This is a genomic window from Lentzea sp. NPDC006480 (genome assembly GCF_040611995.1).
GTDB lineage: Bacteria > Actinomycetota > Actinomycetes > Mycobacteriales > Pseudonocardiaceae > Lentzea.
Map to the genome: position 1 here is coordinate 1 of NZ_JBEXPJ010000206.1, position 14,930 is coordinate 14,930.

At 70.3% G+C, this 14,930-nt stretch carries 15 protein-coding genes and 1 rRNA gene; 1 reads left to right on the forward strand and 15 read right to left on the reverse strand.

The window, feature by feature from the left end; all coding sequences use genetic code 11:
- Positions 1–582, reverse strand: a 582-nt coding sequence (locus ABZX92_RS41230; RefSeq protein WP_355570919.1) for an NUDIX hydrolase, incomplete at its 3' end; no start/stop codon positions are given.
- Entirely contained in the window at positions 579–2,264 is a 1,686-nt protein-coding gene (locus tag ABZX92_RS41235; protein ID WP_355570933.1) for a CTP synthase, read from the reverse strand. The genes ABZX92_RS41230 and ABZX92_RS41235, both read right to left, overlap by 4 nt.
- Before the next feature lie 176 nt (positions 2,265–2,440).
- Between ABZX92_RS41235 and ABZX92_RS41240 the strand changes: the two genes are divergently transcribed.
- Entirely contained in the window at positions 2,441–3,124 is a 684-nt protein-coding gene (locus tag ABZX92_RS41240; protein WP_355570920.1) for a hypothetical protein, read from the forward strand.
- Here ABZX92_RS41240 and ABZX92_RS41245 read toward each other — a convergent pair.
- The 13 genes from ABZX92_RS41245 to rrf all read right to left on the reverse strand — a co-directional run.
- On the reverse strand, positions 3,121–4,059 hold the full coding sequence (locus ABZX92_RS41245) for a copper transporter (RefSeq protein WP_355570921.1): 939 nt from the start codon (positions 4,057–4,059) through the stop codon (positions 3,121–3,123). The two genes, ABZX92_RS41240 and ABZX92_RS41245, sit on opposite strands and share 4 nt — an antisense overlap.
- Complete coding sequence (steA, locus tag ABZX92_RS41250) at positions 4,056–5,240, reverse strand: putative cytokinetic ring protein SteA (protein WP_355570922.1); 1,185 nt, start codon at positions 5,238–5,240, stop codon at positions 4,056–4,058. Before steA ends, ABZX92_RS41245 begins: the two co-directional genes overlap by 4 nt.
- 63 nt (positions 5,241–5,303) lie before the next feature.
- A complete protein-coding gene (locus ABZX92_RS41255) occupies positions 5,304–5,741 on the reverse strand; it encodes a hypothetical protein (RefSeq protein ID WP_355570923.1) in 438 nt (145 codons plus the stop codon).
- Entirely contained in the window at positions 5,738–6,169 is a 432-nt protein-coding gene (locus ABZX92_RS41260) for a hypothetical protein (protein WP_355570924.1), read from the reverse strand. The genes ABZX92_RS41255 and ABZX92_RS41260 overlap by 4 nt, the downstream gene beginning before the upstream one ends.
- A complete protein-coding gene (locus ABZX92_RS41265) occupies positions 6,166–6,768 on the reverse strand; it encodes a hypothetical protein (protein WP_355570925.1) in 603 nt (200 codons plus the stop codon). The genes ABZX92_RS41260 and ABZX92_RS41265 overlap by 4 nt, the downstream gene beginning before the upstream one ends.
- Positions 6,761–7,360 carry a hypothetical protein gene (locus tag ABZX92_RS41270; protein WP_355570926.1) on the reverse strand — a complete coding sequence of 200 codons (600 nt, stop codon included), beginning with the start codon at positions 7,358–7,360 and terminating at the stop codon, positions 6,761–6,763. Before ABZX92_RS41270 ends, ABZX92_RS41265 begins: the two co-directional genes overlap by 8 nt.
- A gap of 241 nt (positions 7,361–7,601) precedes the next feature.
- Entirely contained in the window at positions 7,602–9,383 is a 1,782-nt protein-coding gene (gene recN / locus ABZX92_RS41275) for a DNA repair protein RecN (RefSeq protein WP_355570927.1), read from the reverse strand.
- 80 nt (positions 9,384–9,463) lie between these two features.
- Positions 9,464–10,354, reverse strand: a complete 891-nt coding sequence (locus ABZX92_RS41280) for an NAD kinase (RefSeq protein ID WP_355570928.1) — start codon at positions 10,352–10,354, stop codon at positions 9,464–9,466.
- Positions 10,351–11,148, reverse strand: a complete 798-nt coding sequence (locus ABZX92_RS41285; RefSeq protein WP_355570929.1) for a TlyA family RNA methyltransferase — start codon at positions 11,146–11,148, stop codon at positions 10,351–10,353. The genes ABZX92_RS41280 and ABZX92_RS41285 overlap by 4 nt, the downstream gene beginning before the upstream one ends.
- A gap of 6 nt (positions 11,149–11,154) precedes the next feature.
- A complete protein-coding gene (locus ABZX92_RS41290) occupies positions 11,155–11,367 on the reverse strand; it encodes a hypothetical protein (protein ID WP_355570930.1) in 213 nt (70 codons plus the stop codon).
- Positions 11,327–12,121 (reverse strand): HAD-IIA family hydrolase, encoded by a 795-nt coding sequence (locus ABZX92_RS41295; RefSeq protein ID WP_355570931.1) that lies wholly within the window; start codon positions 12,119–12,121, stop codon positions 11,327–11,329. Before ABZX92_RS41295 ends, ABZX92_RS41290 begins: the two co-directional genes overlap by 41 nt.
- Positions 12,118–14,745, reverse strand: a complete 2,628-nt coding sequence (locus tag ABZX92_RS41300) for a hypothetical protein (RefSeq protein ID WP_355570932.1) — start codon at positions 14,743–14,745, stop codon at positions 12,118–12,120. The genes ABZX92_RS41295 and ABZX92_RS41300 overlap by 4 nt, the downstream gene beginning before the upstream one ends.
- A gap of 92 nt (positions 14,746–14,837) precedes the next feature.
- Positions 14,838–14,930 (reverse strand): 5S ribosomal RNA (rrf, locus tag ABZX92_RS41305); the annotation flags it as partial.

Consider the following 14,930-nt stretch of genomic DNA (forward strand, 5'->3'; position numbering starts at 1 on the left):
GTCGCGGAAGGGCGCATCGGCCGGACGGGGCTCGGCGCGACCGTCCAGCACCTCGCGGGCCGCGAGCAGCCCGGCGACCGACGACGCGTTCACGATGTCGCCGGCCAGGACCATGCGGACGGCCTCGTCGAGCGGGAAGCGGTGGATCTCCAGGTCGGCTTCTTCCTCGCCCTGCACCTCTCGGTCCACCTCGGACAGCTCGCGCGCGAGGAACACGCGCACGACCTCGTCGGTGAACCCCGGCGACGCGGCGACGTCGACCAGCACGTCCCACTGCTCCGCGTCGAGCCCGACCTCCTCGGCCAGCTCCCGGCGCGCACCCACGACCGGCGGCTCGCCGTCGTGGTCGAGCAGACCCGCGGGCAGCTCCCACAGGTGCCGGCCCAGCGCGTGCCGGTACTGGTGGATCAGCGTGACCTGGCCTGCCGAGTCCACCGCAACGACCGCGACCGCGCCGGTGTGCTCGACGATCTCGCGCTTGGCCGTGCCGCCGCCGGGCATCTCCACCTCGTCGACGCGCAACGCCAGGATCTTCCCGACGTGCACGTCCTCGCTGGACACCGTGCGGAAGTCGTGCCTCACTTGGCAGCTCCGGCCGTCAGCGGAAGGCGGTCGGCCACCCGGTAGTCGATCGCGGCCTTCACGAACGCCGCGAACAGCGGGTGCGGCTTCGTGGGACGCGACTTGAGCTCCGGGTGCGCCTGCGTGGCCGCGTAGAACGGGTGCACGTCGGCCGGCAGCTCGACGAACTCGACCAGGCGCCCGTCCGGCGACACACCGGAGAACACCAGACCGGCCTCGGTGAGCTTGCCCCGGTACGCGTTGTTGACCTCGTAGCGGTGCCGGTGCCGCTCGGACACCTCGGTCGCGCCGTAGGCCTGAGCGACCACCGAACCCGGCGTGAGCTTCGCGATGTACGCGCCGAGCCGCATCGTGCCGCCCATGTCGCGCTGGCCGGAGACGACGTCCTGCTGGTCGGCCATCGTGGAGATGACCGGCGAACCGCCCTCTTCGAACTCGCTGGAGTTGGCGTCCTCGATGCCCGCGAGGTTGCGCGCGGCCTCGATCACCATGCACTGCAGGCCGAGGCACAGGCCCAGCGTCGGCACACCACGCGTGCGGGTGTACTTGAGCGCGCCGATCTTGCCCTCGATGCCGCGCACCCCGAACCCGCCCGGGATCAGCACCGCGTCCATGCCGGACAGCGCACGAGCCGCGCCCTCCGGCGTCTGGCACTCGTCCGACGGCACCCACTTGATCTCGACCTTGGCGTGGTGCGCGAAACCGCCCGCACGCAGCGCCTCGGTGACCGAGAGGTAGGCGTCCGGCAGGTCGACGTACTTGCCGACCAGCGCGATCTTCACCGTCTCCGACGGGTTGTGCACGCGCTCCAGCAGGTCGCCCCACACCGTCCAGTCGACGTCGCGGAACGGCAGCCCGAGGCGGCGCACCACGTACGCGTCGAGGCCCTCGGAGTGCAGGACCTTCGGGATGTCGTAGATCGACGGCGCGTCCACGGCCGCGACGACGGCGTCCGTGTCGACGTCGCACATCAGGCCGATCTTGCGCTTGAGCGCGTCCGGGATCTCGCGGTCCGCGCGGCACACGATCGCGTCCGGCTGGATACCGATGTTGCGCAGCGCCGCGACGGAGTGCTGCGTCGGCTTGGTCTTGAGCTCGCCGCTCGGCGCCAGGTACGGCACGAGGCTGACGTGCAGGAAGAAGACGTTGTCGCGGCCGACGTCGTGGCGGACCTGGCGGCACGCCTCCAGGAACGGCAGCGACTCGATGTCACCGACCGTGCCGCCGACCTCGGTGATGACCACGTCCGGGGTTGCGCCGTCGGCGTCCGGCTCGGCCATCGCGCGGATGCGGCGCTTGATCTCGTCGGTGATGTGCGGGATGACCTGGACCGTGTCGCCCAGGTACTCGCCGCGGCGCTCCTTGGCGATGACCTCGGAGTACACCTGACCGGTCGTGACGTTGGCTTCGCCGCTCAGATCCCGCGCGAGGAACCGCTCGTAGTGGCCGATGTCGAGGTCCGTCTCCGCACCGTCGTCGGTCACGAAGACCTCGCCGTGCTGGAACGGGTTCATCGTGCCGGGATCCACGTTCAGGTACGGGTCGAGCTTCTGCATCGTCACCCGCAGGCCGCGCGAGGTGAGCAACTGGCCGAGGCTGGAGGCGGTGAGCCCCTTGCCCAGGGAGGACGCGACGCCTCCCGTGACGAAGACGTGCTTGGTCGTACGTGCCTGCTGCACCAACGGGGCTCCCGTGAAAATCGTGGGGGCCGAAATCCCCCTATCCACGGGCCATAACGCTAACACGCCGCCGGTCACTCAGCGCACCACGACCCGGCAGATCACATCACCCGATCGGCGCAGCGAGGGGTTTCCCCGAAGTTCCCCCGGTACGGGCCGGGATCAGGAATCGTTGTCACGTGACCTTCGACGTGGCAGGGGAAGCCGCAAGAGCCGTGCGCGACCGGTCCTCGGCGTGGCGTTTCATCGAGGGGTTCGCCGCCGCGTGGGCCGAGCCGATCGGGCCGCTAGACGGCTGGAGCCGCGCCGAGCTCGCCGCCACCGAGGACCAGCTGTGCGTGCGGCTGCCGGAGTCGCTGAAGGAAGCGCTGTCGTTGTTCGGCAAACGGCCGGACCTGACGAGCAACCAGGACCGCCTGCTCACGCCGTCCGAACTACGTCTTGATCAGGACGTGCTGATCTTCCGTGACGAGAACCAGTGGGTCGCCGCGTGGGGCACGCCTTTGGGCGACGACGACCCGGCGGTGGTGATCAAGCTCGACCTGATCAACAAGTCCGAGGAGCGCTGGGACCCGTGGCTGCCGCGGTTCTCGCTGGCGTGCGTGGAGATGGTGCTGTCGGAGGCGTTGTTCCGCGACGGCGCCGAGACCGCCGACAGGGAGACGTCCGAGGCGGACATCTCCCTGCTCGAAGACCACTTCACGCTCTTGCCGATGCAGAGCCCGGGCACCCGTTGGTTCGTCCGCGACGACGTGATCGTGCGCGAGGACGACGGCCAGTGGCTCTGGGCCCGCGCCCGTACGCCGGAGGCGCTGGAGTCGCTGGTGAAGGAGCTTCCCGGCGACTGGACGACCGAGTACTAGCCGGCGGTTCCCGGCGAGGACGCCTCGGCGTTTCCCGCGACGCCGTACCGCCCCGAGCGGCCTTCCAGCTGTTCGCGCAGTGCCATGACGACGACGACCTGGCCGGCCGGGGTGTCGGAGTTGTCCACCGTGGACAGGATCGACGTCGCGTTCGTGTCGGCGCGGACCACGCCGATGGCGCCAGTGCCGTTCGCCGAACCGTTGGCACCGGCGAGCACCACGCCCGCTCCGGACCGGTCGAGCTGCGTGGCGAAGCGGGCGACCGTCGAGGCCCGGTCCGCCGCCGAGTCACCGATCGCGGCGCCGCCCGTGAGGACGATCGCGAGCTGCGCGGGCTTCACGCCGGAGGTCGCCTTCACGAAGCCCGCGTTGGACAGCCCGGCCAGCGCGCTGGCCGTCTCGTCCGCGGTGGCCTGCGGTTCGTTGTTGGCGGGGTTGAGCAGCAGCAGCTTGCCGAAGAGGCCGCCCGCGCGAGTGCCGGGGTCGGCGGCCGTGGGGAGCTGCGAACCGGCGGGCTGCAGCCGTGCCACGAGGTCGCGGAGCTGGTCCGCGCGCGACGGGTCGGCGAACGCGTCGGTCAGCTGGATCTCGCCGGTGACTGCGGCGCCGGCGGACTTCAGCAGCGCGCTCAGAGCGTCCCGATCGGACGGACGCGCGTCGGACGTCGTGACGATGACGACGGTCCGGTCGGTGAGCCTGTCCTTGACCGCGAGCGGGCCGACGGACGCGGCGAACTTGTCCGCCTCGGTCAGCTTGGCGTTCAACGAGTTGCGGTCGTTCTGCAGGTCGTTCACCTGCTGTGCCAACGAGTTCTTCTCGTCGCTCAGGCCGGACAGCAGCCGCCCGCTGATCGCGGTCGACCCGAGCACGACACCGACCGCGAGCGCCAGGAACACCGCGGTGATGGAAACTATGTGGTAGCGCAGCGTGATCACGAGAAGAACCCCTTGAACCAGTTGACGACGGATTGCCACGCGTCGACCACGATGTCGACGTAGACGTGACCGACGCCGGACACCGTCAGTGCCGCCGCCATGGCGGCGATCGCGGCGACCACCAGCAGGACGATCACGCCCATGGACACCCGGCTGCGGTGCAAGGTCGCGACGGCCTCCCCGTCGACGAGCTTGCTGCCGAGCTTCAACCGGGTGAGGAACGTGGAGGGGTTGGAGCCGGAGTGCCCGCGATCGAGGAACTCGCGCAACGTCGCGCGCAGCCCCACCGTGACGACCAGGGACGCTCCGTGTGCCTCGGCCAGCAGCAACGCGAGATCCTCCGCGTTGCCAGACGCGGGGAAGGTCACCGCGCCGATGCCGAGATCCTGAATCCGCTGCAGACCTGGCGCGTGGCCGTCGGTCTGCGCGGGCACGACCACCTCGGCGGCCGCGCGCAGTGACGCGGTGCCGATGCCGTCGGGGTCACCGACGATGATGTCCGGCTTGTACCCGGCGTCGTGCAGCGTGTCCGCGCCGGTGTCGACGCCGATCAGCACCGGCCGGTACTCGCGGATGTACTTGCGGAGCTTGCGCAGCTGTTCCGCGTGCGACGGTCCACCTGCGACGACGAGCACCTGCCGGTCGCGCATCGGCACGTACACCTCGGGCACTCCGACGCCGTCGAGCACCAGGGCCCGTTCGCGGCGGAGGAACTCGATGGTGTTGGCGGAGAAGGCTTCCAGCTGCGCCGACATGCCCGCCTTCGCCTCGATCATGGCGTCGGCGATGCTCTCGGCGTTCTGCTCGATCCCCTTGGCGAGCTCGCGTTCGCCGGCGTAGACCACACCTTCGTGCAGGCGGATCTTCACGCCTTCCTTGATCTCGCGCAGGGCCACCGCGCCGACGTTGTCGATCAGCGGGATGCCCGCCTCGATCAGCAGTTCCGGCCCGAGGTTGGGAAAGCGCCCGGAGATCGACGGCGAGGCGTTGACGACACCGACCACCTCGGCCGCGACGAACGCCTCCGCGGTGCGCCGGTCGAGGTCGACCAGGTCGAAAACGGCGACATCGCCGGGACTGATGCGCCGCACCAGGTCGCTCACGCGCCGATCAACCCGCGCGACGCCCGTGACACCGGGGAGTTCGTGGTTGGAGCGGCTCAGCAGCCCGGAAAGCTTCATGCGTCCGATAGTGACTCACGGTGCGCACGCGACAGGTGAGGCACGCCGGGCGATTCTCGCAGGTCAGTCGTCGGGGTGAACTACTACGGCCCCAAACGCGAGGACCGCTGCTCCGATGAGGACCCAGATGCCGTTGCCGAATCCCGCTTCGAGGCTCGGGTCGATCGCGATGTTGCCGGTCCGGTGGAAGCTGATCGCGTTCAGCAGGTAGACGAACAGCATGCCGGTGGCTCCGGCCAGTGCGGCCGCTCCGGCGAACGCGACCTTGCGCCAGCGGATGCCTGCCAGCGTTGCCGCTGCGGCTGCGGCGATCGGGATGCCGAAGAGCGGCGCGTGCGCGTCTTTCGTGGCACCGAAGTGGGTGCTCCAGCCCGTGGTGACGTAGGCGGTCTGGGGCTGGTCCGGCGCCAGTTTGATCAACAGTTCGGAGAACGGCAGGAACGTCGCGGTGACCGCTGCGGCGGCTGCCAGTACGAGGAGTGCTGCGCTGAGGAGCTTCATTTCGGCTCCTTCTGCGCGGCGATGGCACCGGTCAGAGCTACGAGCGTGCCGGCTGCGAGGAACACCAGGCCGTAGCCGAGCGCGAAGTCGCCCTGCTGCTCGACGGCGTGGCCGCGTTCGGAGATCGTGAGCGCGGCGGTGATGCCGACGGCTCCCAGCTGCGCGGCGGCTCCGGCCAGTGCGGCGCGGTTGATCCAGATGCCGGCCGTGAGGAACGCCGCGGTGATCGCGATCGGCACGCCGTACCAGGGCGAGAGGTCGCCGGCGGGCCAGTCGCCCGGCTTGTTGACGACCTCGGTGCCCCAGGCCCGGACGACGACCTCGACGTCTCCGGCGTAGATGGTCGAGTACCACGGCAGCACCAGCGCCGTCGCGGTCAGCACCACTCCGGCCGCGATCAACGCGACCGCCGTCGGTCTGCCGATCACCGCGCCTCCTGGTGCTCGTCCGGGATCGCGATGCCGAACGGTGGCGTGTCGTCGTCGCTGACGAGCTGGTGCACGACGACATCTTCTTCCGGTTCTTCTTCCTGCCGCCCTTCCTGCTTCCGCTGGGCGAGGGCCGCCCCGACGAGGCCGACCACCGCCCCCGCGATCAACACGTACATGCCGGCGAGAACGTCCACCACGGCCATCGGCCCGCCCTGGGCAGGCCAGTTGCTCGTGATCTCGATCTCGTGCCGGATCTGCAGCCAGTAGGCGAGCACGATCCCACCCAGCGCGCCTGCCGCTCCCATCGCCGCGACCCTGCCGACGAACGCCGTGCGCCCCCTCAGCGTGAGCACCGCGGCCACCACCATCAGCACCGCGGCGACGACCAACGGCCAGCCCATGGCGTAGAAGGCTTCGCGTTCAGGCCCGTCCAGCGGCTCCGAGGTGACGAACCACAGCGTGGAGGTCATCACCTGGTCAGGCACTCTCCCGTCGTAGCGGTACGTGGTGCGGTAAGTGGCCTCAAGACTCCCCGCAAAAGCCAGACCCGCCCCCAGCACCTGCAGCAGTACGGCGATCTTCCCCCGGTCAATCACTCTTCGGCTCTTCCTTGGAGTTCGGCGGTTCCACGATCACCGGGAACCCGTACGGCGGCGTCTCGCTCTCGTCCGCCTCGATCTGGTGGATCACCACACCGTCCGCGGCCGCTTCCTTCGGCGGGCGCGGCAACTCCTGGTGCAACACCGCCGACACCACGGCCACCCCGGCGGCGACGATCAGCATGGTCACCCCGTCGCCCTGCTCGATGTCGAACGGCACCGGCGCCTCGAGCTCTTTGAGCTTCGCGATGATCCCCTGCACACTCGACACCGCCGACCAGGCCACCCCGGTCAGCAACCCGGCCCCGAGCAACGACCCGACGCGCGCCGCCGGAATCCGGAACGCCAGCACCGCCGCCAACGCCATCACCAGCGCCGCCCCGACCGCCGGCTCGCCGTACTCGACGGGCCCGAGCATCAGCGCACCCCGGAAATCGTCCCGCTCGGTGACCCAGGCCGAAGCCTCGTAGCGCAGCGTCCGCCCCTGCAGATCGACCTGCACGGCATAGGCGTTGAGGAACGTCGCCGCCACCGCCAGCCCGGCCGCGACGAACACCAGCACCGCCCCGAACACCCGGCGCGTGCTCACAGATCCGGTCCACCTTCCACCGCACCATCGTGTGCGTCCGCTGACCGGGCCTCGGTCACCTGACCATCATGCCGAACCCACGGCTTCACGGCGGTGCGGGGCACGACCGAAATCCGCAGCTCACCGGTCACGTTCTGGAGATGAAGAATCACGACGATCGCTGGTCGCCCGTGCCTGAAACGCGAAAAACCGGCCAGGGCGGGTGTGAACCGCCCTGGCCGGCCTCCGGCTGTGTGTTCTGTCAGGCCTTCTTCTTGCGGCGCCGCACCACCGGCGCGGCCGACTTGTCCGCCTTCGCCGCCGCCAGCAGTTCCTCGGCGTGCGCGCGGCCCGTGTCGGTCGAGTCCATGCCGGCCAGCATGCGGGCCAGCTCGACCACGCGCTGCGTCTCGTCCAGCTTGCGCACGGCCGAGCGCGTGAAGGTGCCGTCGGCCGACTTGTCGACCACCAGGTGCCGGTCGGCGAAGGCGGCCACCTGCGGCAGGTGCGTCACGACGATGACCTGGTGCGAGCGGGCCAGCCTGGCGAGCCGGCGTCCGACCTCGACTGCCGCGCGGCCGCCGACGCCCGCGTCGACCTCGTCGAACACGAGGGTCGGCACCGGGTCGGAGTGCGACAGGACGACTTCGAGAGCGAGCATCACGCGCGAGAGCTCGCCGCCGGACGCGCCCTTGTGCACCGGCAGGGCCGGGGCGCCGGGGTGCGAGATCAGCCGGAGCTCCACGTCGTCGACGCCCGACGAGCCCGCGTGCAGCACCGAGCGACCGACGTTCAACGCCTGCGCGTCGCCCGTCTCGGCGTGACGAGGGCGAACCGCGAGCTCGACCGTGGCGTGCGGCATCGCGAGGCCGTCGAGCTCCTCGGTGACCGCCTTGCCCAGTTCCAGCGCGGCTTCGGTACGCGCGGCCGTGACCTGCGACGCCAACCCGGCCAGTTCTACGGCCAGCTCGTCCCGGCGCGAAGCGAGCGCGGTCAAAGCCTCCTCGGAGGTGTCCAGGCCGTCGAGACGCGAGCGCGCGTCGGCAGCCCAGGCGATCACGCCGTCGACGTCCGCCGCGTACTTGCGGGTCAGCGACTTCAGCTCGGCCTGGCGCTGCAGGACCTGCTCGAGACGGCCCGGGTCGGCTTCCAGGTGGTCGAGGTAGCCGGAGATCTCGGCGCCCACGTCGGCCAGCAGCGTCGCCGCCTCGACCAGCCGCGGTTCCATCTCACGCAGCTTCGGGTCCTCGGACGCGGACAGGCGCCGCGCCGCCTCGGAGATCAGGCCCAGCGCGCCGGGGTTGTCCGGATCGCCCTCCAGCGAACCCGACACCGCGAACTGCGCGCCGGACGCGGCCTCGCGAAGCTGGTCGGCGTCGGCCAGACGACGAGCCTCGTCGTGCAGCTCGGCCTCCTCGCCCGGCTTCGGGTCGACCGCGTCGATCTCGGTCAGGCCGTGCCGCAGCAGGTCCGCCTCGCGGGCGAGCTCGCGGGAACGCTCGGTGCGCTCCTTCAACTCGGTCGAGACGCGCAGCCACTCCTCGCGGACGGCCTGGTAGGCGCGCAGCGGCTCGGCCACGTCGTCACCGGCGAACCGGTCCAGCACGCCGCGCTGCTCGGTCGGCCGCATGAGGCGCAGCTGGTCGTTCTGACCGTGCACGGCGATCAGCTGCTCCGCCAGTTCGGACAGCACGCCGACCGGCACGGAGCGGCCGCCGACGTGGGCACGGGAACGGCCGTCGGAGCCGACGGTGCGGATCGCGATCAGCGAGCCGTCCTCGTCCGCCTCGCCGCCGACCTCCTCCGCAACCTTCGCGGCAGGACTGCCCGCGGGCGCCTGGAAGCGGCCTTCCACCACTGCTTTGTCAGCACCGGTGCGCACGCGCGACGCCTCCGCACGGCCACCGCCGAGCAGGTGCAACCCGGTCACGACCATGGTCTTGCCCGCACCGGTCTCACCAGTCACGACGGTGAATCCGGGGTCTAGTTCAAGGGTGGCCTCGTCGATCACGCCAAGGCCATTGATGCGCATCTCGGCCAGCACAGGGCGAACCTTACTTGTCGAGTCCGACAATTCCTCGCGGGCACCATAACGAGCGAGTGCCGATGCACCGAGCGGCGCGATCAGCCTGCCGATGGTCCCCGCCATCCCTTCACCGGCAGATCGAACTTCTCGACCAGCCGGTCCGTGAACGGAGCCTGGCGCAGCCGCACGACCTTCAGCGGGATAGCGCCTTCCACGATCTCGATCCGCGCACCGGCGGGCAGCTCGAACGTCCGCCGCCCGTCCGCCGACAACGCGGCCGGGTGGCCCGTCGACTCGATCTCGAACGCCACGTGCGACTTCGGCGACACGACCAGCGGCCGGGCGAACAGCGCGTGCGCGTTGCTCGGCACCACCAGGATCGCCTGCACGTCCGGCCACACGACCGGCCCGCCGGCGGAGAACGCGTACGCCGTCGAACCCGTCGGCGTCGCACACAGCACGCCGTCGCAGCCGAACGCCGACACCGGCCGTCCGTCGACCTCGATGACGACCTCGAGGATGCGTTCGCGAATCAGCTTCTCGACGCTGATCTCGTTGAGCGCCCACGTCTTCACGACGACCTCACCGGCCACCGTCGCGACGAGGTCGAGCGTCATGCGCTCTTCCACGAAGTAGTCGCGCTCCAGCACGTGGCCGACCGCCTCGTGCAACGCGTCCGAATCGGCCTCCGCGAGGAACCCGACCCGGCCCAGGTTCACCCCCAGCACCGGAACACGCGCGGGGCGGGCGAGCTCGGCACCGCGCAACAGCGTGCCGTCACCGCCCAGCACCAGCACCAGTTCGGTGCCCTCGGCCGCGTGGTCGTCGGCGGGCACGACCTTGGTGCAGCACGACGGACCGAGGTCACGCGCCTCGTCGTCGAGCACCCGAGTCGTGACGCCCCCGACCGCGAGACGGCCGGCCACCTGCCGGGCGAGATCGATGTTGCTCTGGTGACCGGTGTGGACGACCAGCAGGACTTCCCTCATTGGGGCCCTTCTTCGACGGCGGTGCGCACCATCTCCTCCGCGGGCACTGGTTCACCCTTGCGGAGCCAGAGGAAGTATTCGACATTGCCGGACGGACCTGGCAACGGGCTCGCGACGACCCCGTGCACGGCCAAGCCCAGTTCCGCTGCTGCCTCGGTCACTTCGAGAACGGCCGCCACGCGCAGCTCCGGTTCGCGCACGACACCACCGGAACCGAGACGTTCCTTGCCGACCTCGAACTGCGGTTTGACCATCGGCAGCAGGTCGCCCTCCTCGTCGAGGCACGCGGCCAGTGCGGGAAGCACAAGCCTCAACGAGATAAACGAAAGATCCGCTACGACGAGTTCAACTTTCCCGCCGATGTCCTCGGGCTGCAGCGTGCGGACGTTGGTCTTGTCCTTCACCACGACCCGGTCGTCGGTCTGCAGCTTCCAGTCGAGCAACCCGCGCCCGACGTCGGCCGCGACCACCTGACGCGCGCCCTTGCGCAGCAGCACATCGGTGAAACCGCCAGTGGACGCGCCCGCGTCCAGGCAACGCCGGCCGGTCGGGTCGATCTTGAAGCCGTCGAGCGCGCCGATCAGCTTGTGCGCGCCCCGGGAAGCCCAGTTCGGGTCGTTGTCCAGGTCTTTCACGACGACCGCGTCGGAGGTCTCCACGGCGGTCGCGGGCTTCGTCGCGACGGTGCCGCGCACGGTGACGCGCCCGTCCGCGACGAGTTGGCTGGCGTGCTCACGGGACCTGGCGAGCCCCCTGCGCACGAGTTCGGCGTCGAGCCGCACCCTGCGAGGCACTGTGCATCACACCTGTTCGATGCTCGACAGCGCCTCGGTGAGCGTCGCGTGCACGGCGTCGAACCGCGCCACGTGCTCGGCGAGGGGAACGTTCTCGAGCCCGTCGAGCCGCTCCAGCGCGCCGTCGATGGCGTCGGCCGGGTTGGGCGGCGGTCCGGGCAGGGGGTAGCTCACGGTCTTACGGTAGCCGATGCAGTACCGACAGGTCCGCGCCGACATACGTGGGGCGGAGCTCTTCCGGAAGCGCTTGCGCCTCTTCATCCGTCGACACACCTGTGAGCACGAGCAGCGAGTCCATTCCGGCGTTCACCGCGCCCAGAACGTCCGTGTCCAGCCTGTCTCCGATGACCAACGGCCGGTGCGCCCCGAGCTCCTTCGCCGCCTGCTGGAGCAGCGGCGTGGCGGGCTTGCCGGCGACGAGCGGCTCGGCGCCCGTGGCGGTCTTGAGAGCCGCGACGAGGCTCCCGTTGCCGGGGAGCAGGCCGCGTTCGGTGGGCAACGTGGCGTCGACGTTGCACGCCACCCACAGTGCACCGGAGCGGATGGCCACGGCGGCCTCGGCCAGCTCGCGCCAGCCGAGGTCCATGGAGAGCCCTTGCAGCACCGCCACCGCGCCTTCGGCGGTGTCGGTGGGGATGAGCCCGCGCTTGAACACCTCGGCTTCGAGAGCCTTGGTGCCCAGCACGAGCACGGTGGAGCGCTTCGGCAGCCGGTCGGCCAGCATGGCCGCGCCCGCCTGGGCGGACGTGCTCACCTCGTCGACCGTCGTCTCGAACCCGAGCTCGACGAGGTGATCCGCGACCGCCTGCGGTGAGCGAGAAGCGTTGTTGGTGACGTACCGGATTCCGAGGCCTTTGGCCCTGGCTTTCGCGATCTCGTCCGCGGCGCCGGGCACGACCTCTTTGCCGCGGTAGACGGTGCCGTCGAGATCGATCAGCAACGCGTCGTACCGGTCGACCAACGTCTCGCTCACTGCTGTCCGATCTCCTCCGCGGAAGTGGTGTCACCGGAGGTGGTGGTGTCGTCCTGGGTCAGCTCGAACGCGCGCTCGGCGGCGTCCGTCTCCCCCTCGTCGTCAGCCTCGGCGGCGTTGAGGAACCACTTGACGGCTTCCTCGATGCGACCGGCCGCGGCCAGGTTGTCGGCGTAAGCGTAGAAGAGCCGCGCGGAGTAGGGAGTGCGCTGCCCCGGATCGAGATCCGGCCCCTGCAACGCCACCACGGCCGCTTCGAGCTGGCCCATGTCCCGGCGAGCACCGGCCGCGACGATCCGCAGCTCGATCTCGTCCTCCTGCGACAGGTCCTTCACCGCCGGGTCCTTGGCGAGATCGATGGCCCGCTCCGGCCGGCCGAGGGCCCGCTCGCAGTCGGCCATGATCGCCAGGTGGCCCGGTCCGGTCATCATCCGGCGCGCGGCCCGCAGCTCGCTGAGAGCCTCGGCCCACTCGTCCGCGAAGTACGCGGTCAGGCCGGCCGCCTCGCGCACCACACCGACCCGCGCCGCCTTGCTGCGCGCGTACCGGGCGTGCTCCAGGGCGAGCTCGGGTTCCTCGTCGATCAGCAGCCCGGCCGCGGCCAGGTGCCTGCCGACGATCTCCGCGAGGCCCTTGGGCAGGCTGCGCAGCTCGGCCCGGATCTCCGGGTCGAGGGCCGACAGGTCGGCCTCTTCCGGCAGCTCGGGACGTCCACCACGGGGCGCGGGGGCCTCGTCGCGGTCTTCCCGGTCATCGCTGTCGTCACGCTCGTCGCCGGCCTCGGCCTGACGGTCGTCGGCCTCGTCGGCGTCGGTGTCCTCGTCGTCTTCGGCGTCGACGTCAGCAGCGGGAGCGCCGCTCTCGTCATCGGCCTTGACCTCGACCGCACTGCTGTCGACGTCGACCTCGGCATCGGTCTCACGGCTCGCGGCCGCACGGGTGGCGGCGGCACCGTCGCCCAGGCGGTAGCCAGGACGCTCGGCGGCGTCCGAGGTCACCTCGGCGGCCTCGTCCGTGCCGGTGGTCTCCTGGTCGGCGACGCGCTCCTGGAAACGCGCCGCACGCTCACGGCTGCGCTCGTCACGACGGTCGTCGCGCGGCGGGCCGGAACGCTCGTCGGTGCGGGCGTTGCCGCGGTCGTCGCGACGGTCGTCCTTGCGGTACCCGCCACGGTCACCACCGCGGTCGGAACGGAAGCCGCCCCGATCGCCGGAACGCTCGCTGCGGTCGCTGGAGCCCTGGCCGCGGTACCCACCGCGATCACCGGAGTCGCTCTTGCGGTAACCACCGCGGTCGCTGCTGGAACCCTCGCGACGCTGATAGCCACCACGGTCGGAGCTGCTGTCGCCACCGCGGTAGCCGGGACGGTCACCCGAGCGCTCGCCACCGCGGTAACCACCGCGATCGCTGGAACCCTCACGACGCTGGTAACCACCACGGTCACCGGAATCGTCCTTGCGGTAACCACCGCGATCACCGGAGTCGCTCTTCCGGTAGCCGCCGCGGTCGCTGGAACCCTGACCGCGGTACCCACCGCGATCGCCGGAGTCGTCCTTGCGGAAACCGCCACGGTCGCTGGAACCCTCACGACGCTGGTAACCACCACGATCGCCCGAGTCGCTCTTGCGGTAACCGCCACGGTCGCCAGAGTCGTCCTTGCGGTAACCGGGACGGTCGCTGGAACCCTCACGACGCTGGTAACCACCACGGTCACCGGAGTCACTCTTGCGGTAACCACCGCTGGAGCCCTCGCGACGCTGATAGCCGCCACGGTCGCCCGAGTCGCTCTTGCGGTAACCGCCACGGTCACCGGAGTCGCTCTTGCGGTAGCCACCGCGATCGCCGGAATCGTCCTTGCGGTAACCACCGCGATCGCTGCTGGAACCCTCGCGACGCTGGTAGCCACCACGGTCGGAGCTGGAGTCGTCCTTGCGGAAGCTGGGACGATCGCTCGACCGGTCGCCGCGGTAACCACCGCGGTCGTTCGAGTCGTCCTTGCGGTAGCCGGGACGGTCGCCACCACGGTCGGAGCGGAAACCACCGCGGTCGCTCGAGCCCGAACGCTCGCCACCCCGGTAGCCGCCGCGGTCGCTCGAACCCTGGCCGCGGTACCCACCACGGTCACCGGAATCGCTCTTGCGGTAGCCGCCGCGGTCGCTGGAACCCTGGCCGCGGTATCCACCACGGTCGCCCGAGTCGTCCTTGCGGTAACCACCGCGGTCGCTGCTGGAACCCTCGCGACGCTGGTAGCCACCACGGTCGGAGCTGCTGTCGCCACCGCGGTAGCCGGGACGGTCACCCGAGCGCTCGCCGCGGTAACCACCGCGGTCACTCGAGCCCGAACGCTCGCCACCCCGGTAGCCGCCGCGGTCGCTCGAACCCTGGCCGCGGTAGCCGCTGCGCTCGCCAGAGCGGTTGCCGGCGCGGTCGTCTCGACGGTCTCCGCTGCGGTCGCGGTCGCCGGAGCCCTCACCACGCTGGGAGCCGCCGCGGTCCTCGCGCGGCTTGTCGCTGCGGTTGTTGCTGAACTTGCGATCGCCTGATGGGCGGCCACCGTCGGAATGGCGCGGTCGGTCTCCCTGGCCACGCTGACGGTCGCCGGGACGATCCCCGAACCTTGACACCAAATCCTCCTACTATGGACACGCTGAAAGGGGCCTGTGAGCGAAGCACTGTAGTTGTGCCCCGCGATCACAAGCCCCTTCAGGGAAGTAAAGTTCGGCGGCGACCTACTCTCCCACACCGTAACCAGTGCAGTACCATCGGCGCAGAAGGGCTTAACTACCGGGTTCGGAATGGGACCGGGTGT